Raw genomic sequence first — 19,718 nt, 5'->3', positions numbered from 1 at the left:
CCACCAGGGAGTATGGCTCTATGAGGGCATAAGCTGGGCTTATGGGCATGGTGTGGTCGTGGTCGCGGTGACTGAGAATCCGGAGCCCGCGGGCGGAGCGGGGCAGCCGGCGGGGATCGCGCACCGGGTGCCCGACCTCGGCGCGTTGGAGCTGCTGCTGGCCGTGGCCCGGCTCGGGAGCCTCGGGCGGGCCGCCCGGGAGCTGGGCATCACCCAGCCGGCGGCCAGCAGCCGGATCCGCTCCATGGAACGGCAGCTGGGGGTGGCCCTGGTGGACCGTTCCCCGCGCGGCTCCCGGCTCACCGACGCCGGGGTCCTGGTCACCGACTGGGCGCGGCGGATCGTGGAGGCCGCGGAGGCGTTCGACGCGGGCGCGCAGGCGCTGCGGGGCCGCCGTGACTCACGGCTGCGGGTCGCGGCGAGCATGACGATCGCCGAGTACCTGCTGCCGGGCTGGCTGATCGCGCTGCGCGCCCAGCGCCCCGGCACGGCGGTGTCCCTGCTGGCGGGCAACTCCGCGGCGGTCGCCGAACGGCTGCTGGCCGACGAGGCGGACCTCGGGTTCGTGGAGGGCCTGTCGGCGCCCGCCGGGCTTGACTCGGTGGTGATCGCCCACGACGACCTGATCGTCGTGGTCGCTCCCGGTCATCCCTGGGCGCGGCGGCGGGCCCCGCTCGCCGCGGCCGAGCTGGCCGCGACGCCCCTCATCCTCCGCGAGACGGGCTCGGGCACCCGGCAGGTCCTCGACGTCGCCCTGGGCGGTCTGGCCCTCCCGCTGCTCGAACTGTCCTCGACGACGGCGGTCAAGGCCGCCGCGGTGAGCGGCGCGGGCCCCGCCGTCCTGAGCGAACTCGCCCTCGGTGAGGAACTCTCCTCCCACCGCCTGGTCGGCATCCCGCTCGCCGACGTCCGGCTCCACCGGTCCCTCCGCGCGGTCTGGCCCACGGGCCACCGCCCGACCGGCCCGGCGAGGGACCTGCTCACCCTAACCCGCAGCCGCGGCTGACCGAGGGGCTCAGGAGGCGGCTCGCACCAGGGTCCGCACGACGCGGGGGTCCTCGCCCATCTCGGGATGCCACTGCACTCCCAGCACCCAGGGACCGCCGGGGAGTTCGACCGCCTCGACGGTCCCGTCCGTCGCGTGGGCCGAGGCGACCAGTCCCTCGCCCAGGCGCTCCACCGCCTGATGGTGGTACGCCGGTACGGCGGTGGGCTCCGGCACCGCCCGTGCGTAGCGGGTTCCCGGCACCGGCCGCACGTCGTGCTCCCCGAAGACGCCGACGTCCTTCACGTGCCCTTCGAGGTGCTGCACGAGGGTGCCGCCGAGCGCGACGTTCAGTAGCTGCATCCCGCGGCAGATCCCGAGCAGCGGTGTCCCGGACGCCAGTGCGGCCCGGATCAGGGCGAGTTCCCAGGCGTCCCGCTCCGGTGCGGGCGGGCCCGTCCGCGGGGAGCGCTCGGCGCCGTACCGCGCGGGGTCGACGTCCGGGCCGCCCGCCACGACCAGGCCGTCCAGCCGGGCCACGGCACCGGCCGCGTGCGAGGGATCGTCCGGCGGCAGCATGACGGCGAGTCCGCCGGCCCGCTGCACCAGCCGGGGATAGCCGGCCGGCAGCAGCACCGCGTCGAGGGTCCAGACGCCCCAGCGGACCTCGGGCTCGTAGTACGTGCTCACGCCGATCAGCGGTCTGTTCACGCCGCGCCTCCTCGTGCCGTGGTGCGTCCCCACTCCGGGATTCAATGGAGCACGTTCATACCTTTGCGGGACGGCCGGGACAATGCAACCTCCCCCCGAGGAGGCCGGCGGGTCACGTGAGGAATCCGCGCAGCAGCGCCGCCGTCCCCGCGCAGTGCTCGCGCGTCATCTCCCGCGCCCCGTCCGCGTCCCCGTCGAGGACGGCCTCGACCAGGGCGATGTGCTGGCGCTGCGAGTGCTCCAGGTTTCGTACCAGCAGGGGGATGCAGTCGAGCAGGTCGTTGAGACCGGCCCGCACGGCCGCGTACCGGGCCGCGAGCGAGGGCGACCCGCACAGCTCGGCGAGCGTGAGGTGCAGCAGGGTGTCCAGGCGCCGGTACTGCGTCAGCGGGGCGTCGTGCGTGGCGGCCAGCGCGTCGCGCAGCCGGGCCGCCTGCTCCGGGGTGAGGCCGTGGGCGGCGCACAGCCCGGCCGCGCCCACCTCCAGGACCTCGCGGAACCGCAGGACGTCCTCGATGTCGACCGCCCGGCTGCGGCGGCGCAGTTCGTCCTGGCCGCCCGCGTCGGTCCTCGGCCGTACGAACGTGCCGCCGTAGCGGCCCCGCCGGGACTCCACCAGCCCCTCGTCCTGGAGCACCTTCAGCACCTCGCGCAGCGTCACCCGGCTGATGCCCAGCCGCTCCGCCAGTTCCCGCTCCGCGGGCAGCCGCCCGCCGGCCGGCACCAGGCCGAGCCGGACGACCTGGAGGATCTGTTCGAGCGCCTCCTCGAAGCCGTTGCCCGCGCGCACCGGCCGCAGGACCGGTGTCAGCCGGTCCCGGGAACCGCCCGCGTCACCGCCGGGATCCGTCTGCGGCATCCGGTCGTGCCCCCTTCCCAAGCAATGGTTCTCGGCAATACCTTATGGCTCCGGCGGACCGAAGGAGGCACTTCCCGTGGCAGACCGCACACCCCCGCTCCGGGTCGAGGAACTGCACGCCCTCGTCGCGGGCGGCGAGATCGACACGGTCGTCCTGGCCTTCCCCGACATGCAGGGGCGGCTCCAGGGCAAGCGGTTCGCCGCCCGTTTCTTCCTCGACGAGGTCCTTCAGCACGGCACCGAGGGCTGCAACTACCTTCTCGCCGTCGACACCGAGATGAACACCGTCGAGGGCTACACCATGTCCTCCTGGGACCGGGGCTACGGCGACTTCGCCATGCACCCCGACCCGAGCACCCTGCGGCGCGTCCCCTGGAACGAGGGCACCGCCCTGCTCATCGCGGACCTCGCCTGGAACGACGGCTCACCCGTGGTGGCCGCTCCCCGCCAGATCCTGCGCCGCCAGCTCGACCGGCTCGCCGCCCTCGGCTACACCGCGCAGGCCGGTACGGAACTCGAGTTCATCGTCTTCAAGGACACCTACGAGCAGGCCTGGAACGCCCACTACCGGGGCCTGACGCCCGCCAACCAGTACAACATCGACTACTCGGTCCTCGGCACCGGCCGGATCGAGCCGCTGCTGCGCCGCATCCGCAACGAGATGCAGGCCGCGGGGCTGACCGTCGAGTCGGCCAAGGGCGAGTGCAACCCCGGCCAGCACGAGATCGTCTTCAGGTACGACGAGGCACTCGTCACCTGCGACCAGCACGCCGTCTACAAGACCGGGGCCAAGGAGATCGCCGCCCAGGAAGGCGTCTCGCTCACCTTCATGGCCAAGTACGACGAGCGCGAGGGCAACTCCTGTCACATCCACCTCTCGCTCACCGACGAGAACGGCGACAGCGTCATGGCCGGGGACGGGCCCGGCGGCATGTCGCAGGTCATGCGGCACTTCCTCGCCGGTCAGCTGGCCGCGCTCAGGGACTTCTCGCTGCTCTACGCGCCCAACATCAACTCGTACAAGCGGTTCCAGCCCGGCTCCTTCGCGCCGACCGCCGTCGCCTGGGGCCACGACAACCGCACCTGCGCCCTCCGCGTCGTCGGTCACGGCCGCTCCCTGCGGTTCGAGAACCGGCTGCCGGGCGGAGACGTCAACCCGCACCTGGCCGTCGCCGGACTCGTCGCGGCCGGCCTGTACGGCATCGAGCACGAGCTGGAGCTGCCGGAGGCGTGCACGGGCAACGCCTACGCCGGCGACTACGAGCACGTCCCCACCACCCTGCGCGAGGCCGCCGAACTCTGGGAGAACAGCCCCATCGCCCGCGCCGCCTTCGGTGACGAGGTGGTCGCGCACTACCGCAACATGGCGCGCGTCGAGCTGGACGCCTTCGACGCCGCGGTGACCGACTGGGAGCTGCGCCGCTCCTTCGAACGCATGTGAGGCCTTCCTTGTCCGACCACCGCACCGGCGAAGACACGCTCCAAGTCCTCGATCCCGCGACGGGCGAGGCCGTCGCCACCGTCCCGGCCGCCACGGCCGAGGACGTCGACGCGGCCGTCGCCCGGGCGGCCCGGGCGCAGACCCGCTGGGCCGCCCTCGCACCCGGCGAACGGGCCCGGCTCCTGCGCCGGTTCGCCGTCGTCGTCGACGAACACCTGGAGGAGCTGGCCCGGCTGGAGGTCCGCGAGGCCGGGCACCTCCTCGGCAACGCCCGCTGGGAGGCGGGCAACGTCCGCGACCTCCTCGACTACGCGGCAGGGGGAGTCGAACGGCTGACAGGTCGTCAGATCCCGGTCCCCGGCGGTCTCGACGTCACGATCCTCGAACCGCTCGGCGTCGTCGGCGTCATCGCGCCGTGGAACTTCCCGATGCCCATCGCCGCCTGGGGCACGGCACCCGCCCTCGCCGCGGGCAACGCGGTCGTCCTCAAACCCGCCGAGACCACTCCGCTGACATCCCTGCGCCTGGCCGAACTCGCCCTGGAGGCAGGCCTCCCCGAGCACCTCTTCCAGGTCCTCCCCGGCGCGGGCCCCGTCGCCGGCAACGCCCTGGTCGAACACCCGGACGTCGCCAAGATCGTCTTCACCGGATCGACGGCCGTGGGCAGACAGGTGTGGGCGAAGGGTGCCGCCCGTCTCAAGCGCGTCACCCTCGAACTCGGCGGCAAGAGCCCCAACATCGTCTTCGCCGACGCCGACATCGAGGCCGCCGCGGCCGCCACCCCCATGTCCTTCCTCGACAACTCCGGCCAGGACTGCTGCGCCCGCACCCGCATCCTCGTCCAGCGTTCCGTCCACGACCGCTTCCTCGAACTCCTCGCCCCCGCGATCGAGTCCGTCGTCGTCGGTGACCCGGCCGACGAGCGGACCGCGATGGGCCCGCTGATCTCCCGCGCCCAACTGGACCGCGTGCGCTCGTACGTGTCCGACGACGCGCCCGGCATCCGCGGCAAGGCGCCCGAGGGACCCGGCTTCTGGTTCCCGCCCACCGTCCTCACCGGCGTCGCACCGGACGCCCGCGTGGCCGTCGAGGAGGTCTTCGGACCGGTCGCAGTCGTCCTCCCCTTCGAGGACGAGGCCGACGCGATCCGCCTCGCCAACGCCACCGAGTACGGCCTCGCCGGGTCCGTCTGGACGCGGGACGTCGGCCGGGCGCTGCGCGTCTGCGGAGCCGTCCGCGCCGGGAACCTGTCCGTCAACTCCCACTCCAGCGTCCGCTACTGGACCCCCTTCGGCGGATTCAAGCAGTCGGGGATCGGCCGTGAACTCGGCCCCGACGCGCTCACCGCCTTCACCGAGACGAAGAACGTCTTCATCAGCACGGAGGGCCCCGCACAGTGACACCAGACCCCATCTGCCGCCGTCTCGTCGGCCGCACCGCCGTCGTCACCGGGGCCGGCAGCGGCATCGGCCTCGCCACCGCACGCCGGCTCGCCTCCGAGGGGGCCCACGTCGTCTGCGGCGACGTGGACGAGACCCGTGGCCGGGCGGCCGCCGAGGAGACCGGCGGGATCTTCGTGAAGGTAGACGTCACCGACGCCGACCAGGTCGAGGCGCTGTTCGAGGCGGCCCACGACACCTACGGCTCCGTCGACGTCGCCTTCAACAACGCGGGCATCTCGCCGCCCGACGACGACTCCATCCTGGAGACCGGCCTGGAGGCCTGGAAGCGGGTCCAGGAGGTCAACCTCACCTCCGTCTTCCTGTGCTGCAAGGCCGCCCTCCCCTACATGCGCCGCCAGGGCAAGGGATCCATCATCAACACGGCGTCCTTCGTGGCCCGGATGGGCGCGGCGACCTCGCAGATCTCGTACACCGCGTCCAAGGGCGGCGTCCTCGCCATGTCCCGTGAACTGGGCGTGCAGTTCGCCCGCGAGGGCATCCGGGTCAACGCCCTGTGCCCGGGCCCGGTCAACACCCCGCTCCTGCGGGAACTGTTCGCCAAGGACCCGGAGCGGGCCGCGCGCCGGCTCGTGCACATCCCGGTCGGACGTTTCGCGGAGGCGGACGAGATCGCCGCGGCGGTCGCGTTCCTCGCCAGCGACGACTCCTCGTTCGTGAACGCCACCGACTTCCTGGTCGACGGCGGGATCTCGGGGGCGTACGTCACGCCTCTCTAGTGCCGTGGCCGGACCGGTGTACGGTCCACGTTCCATGCGATACCGACACGTCCTCGCGTGGACCATGGTCGCGGCCGCCGCCCTGGCGGCCGCGCCCGCCGCCACCGCCGCACCCCCCGGACGGCGTCCGCCCTGCCCGCGGCTCTCCCAGCGGCTCGACTGGTACGGCGACAACCGCGCCCACCTCCAGCAGGTCGTCGACGAGCGCGGCAGCTGCGCCGGGCGCGGCGGCCGTCCCGTCGCCGTCTTCGACTGGGACAACACCGTCACCAGGAATGACGTCACCGACGCGACGATCTCCTGGGCCCTGCGGCACGACAGGATCCTGCGCCCGGGAAGCTGGCGGGACACCAGCGCGTGGCTCACGGACGCGGCCGGCACCGCCCTCACCGGCGCCTGCGGCACCGACGTGCCGGTGGGCGCACCCCTGCCGACGTCCACCCGTCCCCGCTGCACCGACGAGATCCTCGAGATCCGCGAGAACGGCAGGACGGTGAGCGGCGCCGCCGCCTTCGCCGGGCAGTGGAACCACCGGCGCACCGTCCCGCAGTACGCGTGGGTGCCCCGGCTGTTCGCCGGGCACACCGTCGCCGAACTCTCCTCGTACGCCCGCGAGGCGCGCGCGGAGGCCCTGGCGGCACCCGTGGGCGCGACCCGCACCCTCGGCACCCACACCGTCCCGGCGTACGTGCGCTACTACGACCAGCAGCGCGACCTGATCCGCACCCTGCGGCGGGCCGGATTCGACGTCTACATCGTCTCCGCCGGTTCCGAACCCGTGACCGAGGTCTGGTCGCGAGGTGTCGGCATCGACGCCCGGCACACCCTCGCCATCCGTTCGGTCCTCGACCGGCGGGGCCGGATCACCACCCGGAACCAGGGCTGCGGCGGCGTACCGGTGAACCGCGGAGAGGCCATCCCCTACATCGACGGCAAGCGCTGCTGGATCAACCAGGAGATCTACGGCGTCGAGGGCGCCGCTGCCTGGGACCGGCAGGACCGGCGGCACCGCCCCGCGATCGCCGGCGGTGACGCCGACACCGACGTCACCTTCGTGGCCGACGCCACCGGCGCGCACCTCGTCCTCAACCGCAACAAGAGCGAGATCATGTGCCGGGCGTACGACGACGCCGACGGGCGCTGGGTGGTGAACCCGATGTTCATCGACCCGCTGCCGCCGAAGCCCGACCCCTACCCGTGCTCTACCGGTGCGTACAACGCTCCCGACGGCAGCAGGGCACCCGTCCGGCGTGCCGACGGCTCGGTCGTGCCCGACCAGCCGGACACCGTCCACTGAACCCGCCCCGTGTACTGGTGTTCGCGTGACGTCCTAGAGTGCCGGGATGAGCAAGACGCCCCCGCCCGGCTGGTACCGCGACCCGTCCTACCCGCTCACCGAGCGCTGGTGGGACGGGACCGCGTGGACCGGCCACCGGCGTCAGCCCGAGGCGGCCCTCGAGCCCCCGGCGCCGCCGCGGCCCGCCACCGGTGACTCCGGGCGCGCGAAGGCCGTCACGCTCACCGCGGCCGGGGTCGTCCTCGTCGCCTCGGTCGTGACGGGCGCCGTGCTCCTCGACCGGGACGACGACGGCGACCGTACGCAGACGAGGACCGCACCCGGGAGTTCCTCACCCGCGCCCCGGCCGACCGTCACCGCCTCGGCCTCCGGCCGCCCGTCCGAGGACCCGTCCGTCGTCGTGGACGAACTCAACGGCATCACGCTGCCGTTGGCCGACGGCTGGGTGAGAGCGGAGAACGTGGCCGAGGACGACGTCGTCATGACCACACCCGGGACGTACGACTGCCCCGGCGACCCCGGCCTGTGCCGTCACGGCAGGGTCTCCTCCCGCACGGTCACGGCCAACGACGAGAAGTCCCCGAGGGTGCTCGCCGAGAACGACATCGAGGACGCGGCGAACAGCGCCTACGACCGCGACCTGCTCGACGCCCGTCCCTACCGGGGCATCACCTCGCACCGGCTGGTCAAGACCGGCTCGGTCGCCGTCGGGGGCCGCGCCGGGTACTTCGTGCGCTGGCGGGTCAGGACCGGGGTGGGACCCGGCGGTTACGTCGAGTCGCTCGCCTTCCCCTCCAGCGTCGGTTCCCAGTCGCCGGTCATCGTCCGCTTCGCCTTCGACGCCGGGGACGGGGGGCCGCCCGTGTCCGACATGGACAGGATCACCGAGGGGATCCGTCCGGTCGGGGACGCGGACACGGGCGGGGGAGTGGGCAGCAGCATCGGGCCGCCCGGCCGGTAGCCGGCCCCGCCGGGCCCCGGCACCGGGCGTGGCAGGGGCGCGCGGGCGCCCCGGGCGGGCGAGGGTCGCGAGCAGGGCCCCACCGGGTCAGAGGAAGGTCCGGCCCTCACCGCGGTACGTCGGGACGGCCGCCGTCACGGCGTCGCCCTCCACGAGGTGCAGCGTGTCGAACCGCTCGCACAGCTCGCCCGCCTTGGCGTGCCGGAACCACACCTTGTCCCCGATGAGCAGGTCGTCCGCCGGGGAGCCGAGCAGCGGAGTCTGCACCTCACCCGGTCCCTCCTGCGGGTCGTACCTCAGCCCCTCCGGGAGGTGAGGCACCGGCAGCCGGTCGGGACCGGGGGCGCCCGACGCCGGATATCCGCCGCCCAGCACCGTCACGACCCCGACGCCCGGCCTGCGGACGACCGGCTGGGCGAACAGGGCCGCCGGACGGCCGGTGAACGACGTGTAGTTGTCGAAGAGCCGCGGCACGTACAGTCCCGACCCGGCGGCGATCTCGGTCACCGCGTCCTCGGCCGCGGTGTGCTGCACACTGCCCGTGCCGCCGCCGTTGACGAACTCCAGGTCCGGCGCGACGGCCCGCACCGCGCGCACCACGTCGGCACGGCGCTGCGCCAACTCCCTGCGGGCCGCGGCCTGCATGAGCCGGATGGCGCGCGAGCGCACCGGACGCCCGGCGAGCGAGTCGCCCACCCCGGCGATGTGCCCCTCGTACGCCATGATGCCCACCAGCTCGAAGCCGGGCCGCCGAGCCACCGAGCGGGCCAACTCGGCGACCTGGGCCGCCGAGTGCAGCGGGGAACGGAGGGCACCGACCCGGACCCGGCCGCCGAGCAGTCTGAACGACGTGTCCAGCTCCAGGCAGACCCGGACGACTTCGGTGCCGCCCTGCCGTGCCGCGTCGATCAGGGCGAGCTGGGCGGGGTCGTCGATCATGACGGTGACGGCCGCCGCGAGCTTGGGGTCGCCGGTCAGCTCGGCGTAGCCCGCGCGGTCGGCCGAGGGGTAGGCGAGCAGGACGTCGTCGAAGCCGGAGCGCGCGAGCCACAGGGACTCGGCGAGGGTGAAGGACATCAGGCCCGCGAATCCGTCGCGGCCGAGGACCCGTTCGAGCAGGGCACGGCAGCGTACGGACTTGCTGGCGAGCCGGATCGGTTTGCCGGCGGCGCGGCGGACGAGGTCGTCGGCGTTCGCGTCAAAGGCCTCCAGGTCCACGATCGCGACAGGGGCGTCGAGGTGAGCGGTGGCCCGGTCGTAGCGGGCCCGGTCTGCGGCGCGGGCAGTCATGAACGCAGCCTGCCAGACAGGATTACCGCAGGGTAGGGGGACGTTCCGGGCAGATGCCCCGGGCCCGCGGACTGGTTCCCGCCGGGCCCGTGTCAACCCGTAGAGTGACGCGCACGCAGGGAGGAACGACCTCGCCGGGCCGGTCTCGGCCGGGTGACGGCGCGTCCGCGCGGGTATGCCTGCCCGGGTCGGACGGGTTCCTCTCCGCACGTGTGCAGCGACCCGCACGAACTCCGACGCGGGCCGACGGCCCGGGACGAGGAACGGGGGGGTGCATGAGCACGGAAGCGCGCCGCGCGTCCATTCCGCCGCGCCCGCCCGCACCGCCCCGTCCGCCGTCCCCTCCCGGCGAGGACTTCACCGCCGACGACACCCCGGCGCCGCGGCCCGGCCACGCCTCCGCGCCCGCCGTCCCACCAATGCCCGCCTCCCGCCCGGCGCCCCCGCACCGCCCTGCGACGAACCTTCCGCCCCGGCCCCCGTACGAGCCGCAGCCGCCGATGCCGGCCCCCGGGGAGCTGCGGCCCGGGCGGACGCCCGCCCCGGAGGGGGCGGCTGCTGCTGTGCCCGGTACGGCGGACCGGCCGCTCCACGAGTCCCAGCCGTCGGCGTGGGTTCCCGGTGAGGGTCGGCCGGGGCGGACGCCTGCTTCGGAGGGGGTGGCTGCTGCTGTGCCCGGTACGGCGGACCGGTCGCTCCACGAGTCCCAGCCGTCGGCGTGGGTTCCCGGTGAGGGTCGGCGGGGGCGGACGCCTGCCCCGGAGCAGGCGGCTGCTTTCGCGTCCGGCACGGTGACTTCGCCGGAGCGGCGGCAGCCGTCCGCCCCCGCGAGGACCCCGGGAGGTGACCCGGCCGCCGGCTGGTTCGACGGACCGGGGCACCGGCGGCCACCGGCCCCCGCCCGCCCGACGCCGGCCGCGGGCAGGGCGACCCCGCAGGAGGGCCCCGGCAGGACCCCGGAAGAGCTCGCGCCCTCCCGACACAGCGCGTCGGCGGACGAGCCGAGGGTGCCGACGGGACGCACGGCGCCCCGGCGCCCGGTGCCCCCGGCGGACGTGCCGCAGGCGCCCCGAAGCCGTCCGGAGGCACCGGCCCCCGGCGCCGCGTCGGCCCCGCCGCCGCCACCGGCCTCGGCCCGCTTCCCCGACGCGCCGCCCGCCGGCACCCCGGGGACGGGCACCGGCTCCGGCGGCTTCCGCGGGCACGGCACCCCGGGGACGGGCACCGGCTCCGGCGGCTTCCGCGGGCACGGCACCCCGGCCCGCCCCGCGGCCCCGCCCCGTCGCCCCGCCGTACCCGGGGAGACCCCGGGCGAGACGACCAGGCGGCTGCGGCCCGTGCGCGACGAGGGCCTCCGCGAGGCCACGACCCCGCGCCCCTTCGTCTCGTTCGGGCAGCCCGAGACGTACGACGACTCCGTGCGCCCGGCCGGCCGGCGGACCCGGCCCCGCGCCCTGGCGGCCGCCGCCTGCGTCGTCCTCGGCCTCGGGCTCATCGGCGGCGCGGCCACCGGCAGCTGGCTGACCGGGGACAGCGCCGCGGAGGCCGGATCGCCGGGCGCCTTCGCGGCGGCCGGCGGCCTGTGGCACAGCGTCCCCGTCGACCGGCTCTTCCCGCCCACCGTGAACGGCGAGGGCGCGGGACCCGGCGGCGCCGACCGGACCTGGACGCGGATAGGCGTCGCCCCCGACGGCGGCTGCGCGGACGCCTTCGACCCGCTGCTGCGCAAGGCCCTCGCCCCCGTCGGCTGCCTGCGGCTCCTGCGCGCCACCTACACGGACGCGACCCGCAGCCATGTCACCACCGTCGGACTGCTGTTCACCAAGGCGGACGCCGCTGCGATGACCTCCCTGAAGAACCGCTTCCGGCGGGAGGGACTCGACCGGCGCACCGACCTCGTGCCCCGCTCGTACGCTCCGAAGAACACCCTTGCCGCGGGCTTCGGCGATTCGCAGCGCGCGTCCTGGACGGTGTCGGTCCTCACCGACGCCCCCGTGGTCGTCTTCGCGGTCTCCGGCTTCGCCGACGGCCGCACCGTCGCGACCCCGCAGCCCGCCGCGGACGCCACCGGGTCCGGCGCCACCACGGCCCCCGCCCAGGCGGGCCTCGGCCACGAGGCACAGGGCCTCGCCGACCGCGTCGAGCGCAGCCTGCGCAAGAAGGTCACCCCGGCGACGGAGAGCCCGTCATGAACCACACCCTGGGTGCCCGGCTCCTCACGGTGCTCCTCGCCGGCTCCCTGGCCGTGCTGCCCGCCACGAACGCCCACGCCGACGGCATCCGCGCCCAGCAGTGGGCCCTCGACGCCCTGCACACCGAGCAGGCCTGGCGCACGACCAAGGGCGCGGGCATCACCGTCGCCGTCCTCGACACCGGCGTCGACGCCGAGCACCCGGACCTGGCCGGCAACGTCCTCACCGGCAAGGACATGGTCGGTTTCGGCGCCCGCCGCGGCGACCGTGCCTGGGCCAGGCACGGCACCGCCATGGCCGGGATCATCGCCGGCCACGGACACGGCACGGGCAACGGCGACGGCGTCATGGGCATCGCCCCCGAGGCGAGGATCCTCCCCGTCCGGGTCATCCTCGAGGACGGCGACCCGGCCCGTGGGAAGGCCCGCAACACCCGCGGCAACGCCCTCGCCGAGGGCATCCGCTGGGCCGCCGACCACGACGCCGACGTCATCAACCTGTCCCTCGGCGACGACTCCAGGTCCGCCCACCCCGAACCGGCCGAGGACGAGGCGGTCCAGTACGCCCTCGAGAAGGGCGCCGTGGTGGTCGCCTCGGCCGGCAACGGCGGCGAGAAGGGCGACCACATCTCGTATCCCGCGGCGTATCCCGGCGTGATCGCCGCCACCGCCGTCGACCGGGTCGGCTCCCGCGCCTCCTTCTCCACCCGCCGCTGGTACGCGACCGTCAGCGCCCCCGGCGTCGACGTCGTGATCGCCGACCCCGACGACAAGTACTACGAGGGCTGGGGCACCAGCGCCGCCTCCGCCTTCGTCTCCGGTGCCGTCGCCCTGGTCAGGGCCGCGCACCCGGGCCTCGCCCCCGCCCAGATCAAACAGCTCCTGGAGGACACCGCCCGCAACACCCCCGTCGGCGGCCGCGACGACTCCCGCGGCTTCGGCTTCGTCGACCCCGCCGCCGCCATCGAGGCGGGCGGCCGGCTCGCACCGGAGGGGCCGCGCTCGGCGGCGTACGGCCAGGAGTACTTCGGGCCGGGCCCCGACACCGCCGCGGACGACGGCTCCGCCGGCTGGGTGGGGCCGCTCGCCGGCGGGCTCGGCGCGGCACTGCTCGCCGCGTCGGTCGTCCTGTGGCGCGGACGCAGGGGCTCACGCGGGTACGACGCCTAGGAAGACGCTGGGTACGGCTTCCCGCAAGACGCGGGGGGTTGCACTCCCGGGAAGCCTCCGGCGGCGGGCACCGCGCCCCCGCCGCGGGCGCCCGGCGCGCGTCCGCGCCCCGCTCCGCCCGCGCTACGCGTCCGTGTCCCGGAACGCGGAGACCGTCGCCTTCGCCGCCGCCTCCACCAGCGCGACACCCCTGGCCTTCGTCGAGCTGCCGTACGACAGCGCCGCCACCAGGTAGTCGCGCCCGTCGACCGTGATCCGTCCGATGCTGTTGACGTCCCACAGTCCGGTCGTGCTGCGCGCCAGCCACCCGTTCTTCAGCGCCCACCCGGACTCGGGGGCGGAGGCCGCCGCCGAGACACCCCAGCGCTGCCCCGCAGCTATCCGGCCCATCAGCGTCCGCAGATATGTCCGCGAGGCACTGCCGAGTTCCGAGTCGTCCCCGAACACCTGGCGCAGCAGGACGAGTTGGTCGGCCGCCGTGGTCCGCGTCAGCCCCCACAGGCCGCCGTCCCCGCCCGTCGTCCCGGTCAGCCCGAAGCGGCGGTTGGCGGCATCGAGACCGGCCGAGCCCCCGATGGCGTTCCACAGCGCCGTCGCGGACGCGTTGTCGCTGTCCTCGATCATCGCGGTGGCGTACGTCCGCTCCCGCGCCGTCAGCCGCCGGTCCGCGTCCTGCGCCTGGAGCAGCAGCGCCGCCAGGATGTCCACCTTGACGATGCTGGCCGTGTCGAAGGCGCCGTCCCCGTACGCCGCGCCCGCACCGGACGCCACGTCCAGCACGGCGACCGAGACGTCGGCCGTGTCCTCGACGGTCACCGACCGCATGGCCCCGGCCAGCAGCGCGTCCCGGTCCGCCGAAGGCTCCGACGCGTGTTCCACCGACGCCTCCTCACCGGTCGCCGGCGACGCCGTGGACGACGCCGAAGACGCGACGACCCCCGCGTCGGCGTGCGCCTGGGCCTTCACGTGGGCGGTGCCCGCCGCCGTGGCACCCACCAGCACGGCGGACGCCAGCACGGTGCAGAGGAGGGGGCGGCGTCCGCCCGGCCGGACACGCAGGCGAGCTCTGTGGGAGTCCATGCCCGGGATGCTGGGCGCCGGGCCTGTGCACACCGTGGGACGGAGGTGAGACACGCGTCAGGGAAATCTGAGAAACGTGTGAGCGGCGCTCGCGCCGGGGCGCCGGGGCCGCGGATTCCCGGCCCCACCCCACCGATAGGGTCGTGACCGTGGCGAACAAGAACATTCCCGACCCCGGCTTCTCCGACGACGACGGCTCCGCCGATCCCCGGCTCAGCGCGGCGCTCGCGGCCTGGGCCGAGGACCGCACCGCCGTGACCCCGGTCCTGGAGGCACTCAAGGGCGCCCGGCTGCTCGTGCCCGTGGTGGCCGTCCTCGGCGAGGTCGAGCAGGACGAGAACGGGCTGCGCCACGAGAAGACCAGCGACATGGCGGTGCCGACCCTGAAGGCCGGGAACCGCACGGCCCTGCCCGCGTTCACCTCCACCGAGTCGCTCGCCCGCTGGGACCCGCAGGCCCGCCCCGTCGCCGTACCCCTGCACCAGGCGCTGCGGGCCGCGGCGCACGAGAAGGCCGACACGCTGCTGCTCGACCTCGCGGGACCGGTGCCCTACGAGCTGACCGGCCCCGCGCTGCTCGCGCTCGCGGAGGGGCGGACGAACACGGACCCGCTGCGCGACCCGGCCGTCGCCGGGGCGGTACGCACGGCGCTGGCCGCCGAGCCCGCCGTGCTCCGCGCCCACCTCGGGCCCGGCCGCGGGGACGGCACCCTCGCCCTCGTCCTCGATCCGTCCGCGGCGCCCGCCGAGGCCGTCCGCGCGATCGCCGGGCGGCTGGCGGCCGACGAGACACTGAGGGCCCGCCTGGTGCGCGGTCTCGACCTGGCACTGCTGCCGGCCGAGGCGACGCTTCCGGGCGAGCCCCTGTACGTACGGGACGCGTGAATCAGCCGTAGACAGGACCCGTGTACTTCTCGCCCGGGCCCTGGCCGGGCTCGTCCGGGACGAGCGACGCCTCACGGAACGCCAGCTGGAGCGACTTCAGGCCGTCGCGCAGCGGCGCGGCGTGGAAGGAGCTGATCTCGGTCGCGCTCGCGTCGAGCAGCCCGGCCAGCGCGTGCACCAGCTTGCGCGCCTCGTCCAGGTCCTTGTGCTCCTCGCCCTCCTCCGTCAGACCGAGCTTCACGGCGGCGGCGCTCATCAGGTTGACGGCGACCGTCACGATCACCTCTACCGCGGGGACCTCCGCGATGTCGCGGGTCATGGTGTCGAAGTCGGGGTTCTGGGGAGGGGTCTCACTCATACCTCCCACGATAGGTCCACGCCGGACGTGCTCCCGACGCAGCCCCCGCCGCCCCGGTTAGCCGTGTCCCGCCGGAGCTGCTAACCTTGTGTAACGACCGGCCGGACACTCCTGTGTTCCGGCCCACAAGTGGAGGCTCCGAACTCCCACCCGACTGTCCCCCGGGACGGCGGGTCACCCGGTCAGGCGGCCCCCATCGTTCCGTACGGACGATGGAGTCGCCCGAAGTGCGCCCCGCGGTTGACCGCGGCGGTGCTCCGGTAGTCCTTGGAGCCCCGCCTGTGTCCCGTCCGGGGCATTTTTCATGTCCCGCGATGGTTGGTCCCAGTGTCATCAGAGACATACGCGGCTGTCCGCCAGACCGCCGTGTGGTGCTACCGAGGAGGATCCATCAGCGCCGAGCCCCGCATCAACGACCGGATTCGCGTTCCCGAAGTGCGACTTGTCGGTCCTAGCGGCGAGCAGGTCGGGATTGTTCCGCTTGCCAAGGCCCTTGAGCTTGCTCAGGAGTACGACCTCGACCTGGTCGAGGTGGCGGCGACAGCTCGCCCGCCCGTCTGCAAGCTCATGGACTACGGGAAGTTCAAGTACGAGTCGGCCATGAAGGCCCGTGAGGCGCGCAAGAACCAGGCGCACACGGTCATCAAGGAGATGAAGCTCCGGCCGAAGATCGACCCGCACGACTATGACACGAAGAAGGGTCACGTCGTCCGGTTCCTCAAGCAGGGCGACAAGGTCAAGATCACGATCATGTTCCGTGGTCGCGAGCAGTCCCGGCCGGAGCTCGGCTACCGACTGCTGCAGCGTCTCGCTTCGGACGTCGAGGACCTCGGGTTCGTCGAGTCGAGCCCGAAGCAGGACGGCCGAAACATGATCATGGTTCTCGGCCCGCACAAGAAGAAGACCGAGGCGATGGCCGAGGCCCGCGAGGCCCAGGCGGCCCGCAAGGCGGAAGCGAAGGCCAATCCGGGCAAGTCGCAGAACGCCGCGGAGAGCGACATCGACGGTGAGGACCTCACCGACGACGTCGAGACCGACGAGGCTCCGGCCGAGGCACCCGCCGAGGCCTGATCCCAGGGCGACGGCCCCGGGGCACCCAGGACGAGAGTCCGGGGGCCCAGGGGCGGCAGTTCTGGGATGTCAATCCATACACATGACGTTCTGACGTGCCCGGTTTCGCGACCGGGCACCGGAGCGCCACTGACGAGGAGAGAACGGCGCTATGCCGAAGAACAAGTCGCACAGCGGTGCCAGCAAGCGCTTCAAGATCACCGGCTCCGGCAAGGTGCTCCGCGAGCGTGCCGGCAAGCGCCACCTGCTCGAGCACAAGTCGTCCCGACTGACGCGTCGCCTCACCGGCAACGCCGAGATGGCCCCGGGCGACGCCAAGAAGATCAAGAAGCTTCTCGGCAAGTGACGTACGGGCGCCCACGCGCCCCGCGTCTGGACCGGGACCCTATCGATTTCGGGCCGTGTGACCACATCCACGGCCCCGCTACAAGGAGTTAAAAAGTGGCACGCGTCAAGCGGGCAGTCAACGCCCACAAGAAGCGCCGGGCGATCCTCGAGGCGGCCTCCGGCTACCGCGGTCAGCGTTCGCGCCTGTACCGCAAGGCCAAGGAGCAGGTCACCCACTCCCTCGTCTACAACTACAACGACCGCAAGAAGCGCAAGGGCGACTTCCGTCGGCTGTGGATCCAGCGCATCAACGCTGCGGCCCGCCAGAACGGCATGACGTACAACCGCCTCATCCAGGGTCTGAACGCCGCCAACATCGAGGTGGACCGCAAGATCCTCGCGGAGCTGGCCGTCAACGACCCCAACGCGTTCGCCGCGCTCGTCGAGGTCGCGCAGAAGGCGCTGCCGTCGGACGTCAACGCGCCGAAGGCCGCCTGACACCTGGCGCTGGCGTGAGCCGGTAGTGCATCGGACCCGCAGGCCGTCACGGCCTGCGGGTCCGACTGCGTCCGGAGCCGCCGCGACCGCCCCGGGTGCGCCGGTCCGGCACCGCCGGGTTCACCGCCGCGGCCGGGAAGACGTCCCCGCACTGCCGGGGAAGACTCCGCACCCTCCATGAATCCCGAAGGTGAACCCATGCCCGCCGCCACCGAGTTGATCTCTCCGCGCTCGCCGCGTGTGTCCGCCGCACGGCGGCTGGCCAGGCGGAACTTCCGGGGCAAGGAGCGGCTGTTCCTCGCCGAGGGGCCGCAGGCCGTGCGGGAGGCGGCGGCGCACCGGCCCGGCCGCGACGCCACGCTCGTGGAGCTGTTCGCCACCGTGGAGGCGGCCGACCGGTACGCCGACATCGTCGGGGACGCCCGAGCCGCGGGCGCCCGCCTGCACCTCGCCGACGAGGACGTGATCGCCGACATCTCGACCACCGTCACCCCGCAGGGGCTCGTCGGCGTCTGCCGGTTCCTGGACACCCCCTTCGAGGAGATCCTGGCCGCCCGGCCGAAGCTCGTCGCCGTACTGGCCCACGTGCGGGACCCGGGGAACGCCGGGACCGTCCTGCGCTGCGCGGACGCCGCCGGAGCCGAGGCCGTCGTGCTCACCGACGCGTCCGTCGACCTGTACAACCCCAAGGCCGTACGGGCCTCCGTCGGCTCGCTGTTCCACCTGCCCGTCGCCGTCGGCGTGCCTGTGGAGCGGGCCGTCCAGGGGCTCAAGGACGCCGGCGTGCGCATCCTCGCCGCCGACGGGGCGGGAGAGGACGACCTCGACGACGAGCTGGACAAGGGGACCATGGGCGGGCCCACCGCCTGGGTGTTCGGGAACGAGGCCTGGGGGCTCCCGGAGGAGACCCGCGCCCTGACGGACGCCGTGGTGCGCGTCCCGATCCACGGAAGGGCCGAGAGTCTGAACCTCGCCACCGCCGCAGCCGTATGTCTCTACGCGTCCGCCCGTGCACAGCGCGCCTCCGGAGGGTGCCGCTCCGTCACCGAGAGCTAGTAGGGTGACGGGCTCGGGGGCCCACTGCGCCGGACGAGAGGTGGGGTACGGGGATGGGTGTCGGCACGAGGAGAGCACCGGGGGCACGGGACCTGCGCGGCACCCCCGCGGCCCGGCGCGGTGAACTCGCCGAACTCGGAGCCGAGTCGGGCATCGGCCCGGACGACCTGCCGGACGGACTCGTCGTCGCCGACGAGCACGGCCACGTGATCTGCTTCAACGCCGCCGCCGCCCGGATCACCGCGGTGCCCGCCGCCGACGCCCTCGGGCGCCGCCTGGAGCGGGTCCTGCCGCTGGAGGACCTCGAAGGCCGCCGCTGGTGGCAGCTCACCGACCCGTACGGCGGCCTCGCCATCCGGGTCGGACAGCCCGAGCGGAACCTGCTGCTGCCCGGCGGGCGCGAGGTGCTGGTCTCCGCCCGCTACGTGCGCACCGGACCCACCGGCCCCGTCCACCGCGTCATCGTCTGTCTGCGGGACACCGAGGCCCGCCGCCGCACCGAGCGCAGTCACGCCGAGCTGATCGCCACCGTCGCCCACGAGCTGCGCTCCCCCCTCACCTCGGTCAAGGGGTTCACCGCGACCCTCCTCGCCAAATGGGAGCGCTTCACCGACGACCAGAAGAAGCTGATGCTGGAGACGGTGGACGCCGACGCGGACCGCGTGACCCGGCTCATCGCCGAGCTGCTCGACATCTCCCGGATCGACTCCGGGCGCCTCGAAGTGCGCCGCCAGCCCGTCGACATCGGCGCCGCCGTCGGCCGCCACATCCAGGCGTACGTCGCCGCCGGCCAGCCCGCCGACCGTTTCCTGCTGCGCATCCGGCATCCGCTGCCCGACCTGTGGGCCGACCCCGACAAGGTCGACCAGGTGCTCAGCAACCTCCTGGAAAATGCCGTGCGCCACGGCGAGGGAACCGTCACCATCGACGTCACGCCCTCGGCGTCCCCGCGCGACCGTGCGGACGACGACGGCACGGCGCACGCAGCCACGTCGGTCACCGTGAGCGACGAGGGCACCGGCATCCCGGAGGAGTCCATGAACCGCGTCTTCACCCGCTTCTGGCGGGGTAGCAAGCGCGGCGGCACCGGGCTCGGGCTCTACATCGTCAAGGGCATCGTCGAGGCCCACGGCGGCACCATCACCGTAGGCCGCGCGCCCGGCGGCGGCGCCGAGTTCCGATTTACGCTGCCCGTGGGCACCCCGGCGTACCTCCTCTAGCGCCGCACGGGTCCCACGGGCGCAGCCGCAGCGAGCCTGCCCGGACGCCCAGTCGGGGAGAGGCTCCCACCCCCGTTAGACTCGGCCTTTGGCACCTTTGCGTCCCCGTTTCAGGGACGATGCGTCCCCCCGAGTCGGGA

19 protein-coding genes are annotated in these 19,718 nt (G+C 73.8%); 14 read left to right on the top strand and 5 right to left on the bottom strand.

Annotation, left to right across the window (positions count from 1 at the left end; genetic code table 11):
- The first annotated feature begins 67 nt into the window (after nt 1–67).
- Nucleotides 68–1,006: a LysR family transcriptional regulator gene (locus AC0ZLC_RS12965; RefSeq protein ID WP_476752076.1), complete on the top strand. Its 939-nt coding sequence runs from the start codon at nt 68–70 to the stop codon at nt 1,004–1,006.
- Nucleotides 1,007–1,015: 9 nt separating this feature from the next.
- On the opposite strand, the gene AC0ZLC_RS12960 is transcribed toward AC0ZLC_RS12965, so the two are convergent.
- Together AC0ZLC_RS12960 and AC0ZLC_RS12955 are read right to left on the bottom strand one after the other, a co-directional pair.
- A complete protein-coding gene (locus AC0ZLC_RS12960) occupies nt 1,016–1,696 on the bottom strand; it encodes a gamma-glutamyl-gamma-aminobutyrate hydrolase family protein (protein WP_476752075.1) in 681 nt (226 codons plus the stop codon).
- Between the two features lie 112 nt (nt 1,697–1,808).
- Nucleotides 1,809–2,555, bottom strand: a complete 747-nt coding sequence (locus AC0ZLC_RS12955; RefSeq protein WP_476752074.1) for a FadR/GntR family transcriptional regulator — start codon at nt 2,553–2,555, stop codon at nt 1,809–1,811.
- A gap of 76 nt (nt 2,556–2,631) precedes the next feature.
- On the opposite strand from AC0ZLC_RS12955, the gene AC0ZLC_RS12950 reads away from it, so the two are divergent.
- Genes AC0ZLC_RS12950 through AC0ZLC_RS12930 form a run of 5 tightly spaced genes read left to right on the top strand, consistent with a single transcriptional unit; the run spans nt 2,632 to nt 8,433 of the window.
- Nucleotides 2,632–3,996: a glutamine synthetase family protein gene (locus AC0ZLC_RS12950; RefSeq protein ID WP_476752073.1), complete on the top strand. Its 1,365-nt coding sequence runs from the start codon at nt 2,632–2,634 to the stop codon at nt 3,994–3,996.
- Nucleotides 3,997–4,004: 8 nt separating this feature from the next.
- Nucleotides 4,005–5,396, top strand: coding sequence for an aldehyde dehydrogenase family protein (locus AC0ZLC_RS12945; protein ID WP_476752072.1), 1,392 nt, complete (start codon nt 4,005–4,007; stop codon nt 5,394–5,396).
- Nucleotides 5,393–6,175, top strand: coding sequence for a 3-oxoacyl-ACP reductase (locus AC0ZLC_RS12940; protein ID WP_476752071.1), 783 nt, complete (start codon nt 5,393–5,395; stop codon nt 6,173–6,175). Before AC0ZLC_RS12945 ends, AC0ZLC_RS12940 begins: the two co-directional genes overlap by 4 nt.
- 34 nt (nt 6,176–6,209) lie before the next feature.
- Complete coding sequence (locus AC0ZLC_RS12935; protein ID WP_476752070.1) at nt 6,210–7,472, top strand: HAD family hydrolase; 1,263 nt, start codon at nt 6,210–6,212, stop codon at nt 7,470–7,472.
- 46 nt (nt 7,473–7,518) lie between these two features.
- Nucleotides 7,519–8,433 (top strand): DUF2510 domain-containing protein, encoded by a 915-nt coding sequence (locus tag AC0ZLC_RS12930; RefSeq protein WP_476752069.1) that lies wholly within the window; start codon nt 7,519–7,521, stop codon nt 8,431–8,433.
- A gap of 87 nt (nt 8,434–8,520) precedes the next feature.
- Here the strand turns inward: AC0ZLC_RS12930 and AC0ZLC_RS12925 are convergent, their stop codons facing one another.
- A complete protein-coding gene (locus tag AC0ZLC_RS12925) occupies nt 8,521–9,723 on the bottom strand; it encodes an amino acid deaminase/aldolase (protein WP_476752068.1) in 1,203 nt (400 codons plus the stop codon).
- 1,007 nt (nt 9,724–10,730) lie between these two features.
- Here AC0ZLC_RS12925 and AC0ZLC_RS12920 point away from each other — a divergent pair.
- Nucleotides 10,731–11,915, top strand: a complete 1,185-nt coding sequence (locus tag AC0ZLC_RS12920) for a hypothetical protein (RefSeq protein WP_476752067.1) — start codon at nt 10,731–10,733, stop codon at nt 11,913–11,915.
- The gene (gene mycP / locus AC0ZLC_RS12915; RefSeq protein ID WP_476752066.1) at nt 11,912–13,084 is read left to right on the top strand and encodes a type VII secretion-associated serine protease mycosin; all 1,173 of its coding nucleotides are present in this window, start codon (nt 11,912–11,914) and stop codon (nt 13,082–13,084) included. The genes AC0ZLC_RS12920 and mycP overlap by 4 nt, the downstream gene beginning before the upstream one ends.
- Before the next feature lie 123 nt (nt 13,085–13,207).
- On the opposite strand, the gene AC0ZLC_RS12910 is transcribed toward mycP, so the two are convergent.
- Nucleotides 13,208–14,164: a serine hydrolase gene (locus tag AC0ZLC_RS12910; protein ID WP_476752065.1), complete on the bottom strand. Its 957-nt coding sequence runs from the start codon at nt 14,162–14,164 to the stop codon at nt 13,208–13,210.
- Nucleotides 14,165–14,313: 149 nt separating this feature from the next.
- Between AC0ZLC_RS12910 and AC0ZLC_RS12905 the strand changes: the two genes are divergently transcribed.
- Nucleotides 14,314–15,048: an SseB family protein gene (locus tag AC0ZLC_RS12905; RefSeq protein ID WP_476752064.1), complete on the top strand. Its 735-nt coding sequence runs from the start codon at nt 14,314–14,316 to the stop codon at nt 15,046–15,048.
- A gap of 1 nt (nt 15,049) precedes the next feature.
- On the opposite strand, the gene AC0ZLC_RS12900 is transcribed toward AC0ZLC_RS12905, so the two are convergent.
- A complete protein-coding gene (locus tag AC0ZLC_RS12900) occupies nt 15,050–15,406 on the bottom strand; it encodes a DUF1844 domain-containing protein (protein ID WP_476752063.1) in 357 nt (118 codons plus the stop codon).
- Nucleotides 15,407–15,772: 366 nt separating this feature from the next.
- Between AC0ZLC_RS12900 and infC the strand changes: the two genes are divergently transcribed.
- The 5 genes from infC to AC0ZLC_RS12875 all read left to right on the top strand — a co-directional run bounded on the left by infC (nt 15,773) and on the right by AC0ZLC_RS12875 (nt 19,578).
- The gene (infC, locus tag AC0ZLC_RS12895; protein WP_358855985.1) at nt 15,773–16,477 is read left to right on the top strand and encodes a translation initiation factor IF-3; all 705 of its coding nucleotides are present in this window, start codon (nt 15,773–15,775) and stop codon (nt 16,475–16,477) included.
- Between the two features lie 151 nt (nt 16,478–16,628).
- Entirely contained in the window at nt 16,629–16,823 is a 195-nt protein-coding gene (gene rpmI, locus AC0ZLC_RS12890) for a 50S ribosomal protein L35 (protein WP_003947156.1), read from the top strand.
- A 95-nt stretch (nt 16,824–16,918) separates the two neighbouring features.
- The gene (gene rplT, locus AC0ZLC_RS12885; protein WP_358855979.1) at nt 16,919–17,302 is read left to right on the top strand and encodes a 50S ribosomal protein L20; all 384 of its coding nucleotides are present in this window, start codon (nt 16,919–16,921) and stop codon (nt 17,300–17,302) included.
- A 198-nt stretch (nt 17,303–17,500) separates the two neighbouring features.
- A complete protein-coding gene (locus AC0ZLC_RS12880) occupies nt 17,501–18,358 on the top strand; it encodes a TrmH family RNA methyltransferase (RefSeq protein WP_476752062.1) in 858 nt (285 codons plus the stop codon).
- A gap of 53 nt (nt 18,359–18,411) precedes the next feature.
- Entirely contained in the window at nt 18,412–19,578 is a 1,167-nt protein-coding gene (locus AC0ZLC_RS12875; RefSeq protein ID WP_476752061.1) for a sensor histidine kinase, read from the top strand.
- Nucleotides 19,579–19,718 lie beyond the last annotated feature (140 nt).

It is taken from the genome of Streptomyces sp. GLSS-08 (assembly GCF_056387915.1).
Note: the sequence above shows the minus strand (reverse complement) of the source record. Positions and strands in the feature narration are given on the sequence as shown.

Excerpts from the sequence above, each read along its gene's own strand:
- AC0ZLC_RS12955 (WP_476752074.1), bottom strand. The coding sequence starts at position 2,555 with ATGCCGCAGACGGATCCCGGCGGTGACGCGGGCGGTTCCCGGGACCGG.
- AC0ZLC_RS12935 (WP_476752070.1), top strand. The coding sequence starts at position 6,210 with ATGCGATACCGACACGTCCTCGCGTGGACCATGGTCGCGGCCGCCGCC.
- AC0ZLC_RS12930 (WP_476752069.1), top strand. The coding sequence starts at position 7,519 with ATGAGCAAGACGCCCCCGCCCGGCTGGTACCGCGACCCGTCCTACCCG.
- AC0ZLC_RS12925 (WP_476752068.1), bottom strand. The coding sequence starts at position 9,723 with ATGACTGCCCGCGCCGCAGACCGGGCCCGCTACGACCGGGCCACCGCT.
- mycP (WP_476752066.1), top strand. The coding sequence starts at position 11,912 with ATGAACCACACCCTGGGTGCCCGGCTCCTCACGGTGCTCCTCGCCGGC.
- AC0ZLC_RS12910 (WP_476752065.1), bottom strand. The coding sequence starts at position 14,164 with ATGGACTCCCACAGAGCTCGCCTGCGTGTCCGGCCGGGCGGACGCCGC.
- AC0ZLC_RS12900 (WP_476752063.1), bottom strand. The coding sequence starts at position 15,406 with ATGAGTGAGACCCCTCCCCAGAACCCCGACTTCGACACCATGACCCGC.
- rpmI (WP_003947156.1), top strand. The coding sequence starts at position 16,629 with ATGCCGAAGAACAAGTCGCACAGCGGTGCCAGCAAGCGCTTCAAGATC.
- AC0ZLC_RS12880 (WP_476752062.1), top strand. The coding sequence starts at position 17,501 with ATGCCCGCCGCCACCGAGTTGATCTCTCCGCGCTCGCCGCGTGTGTCC.
- AC0ZLC_RS12875 (WP_476752061.1), top strand. The coding sequence starts at position 18,412 with ATGGGTGTCGGCACGAGGAGAGCACCGGGGGCACGGGACCTGCGCGGC.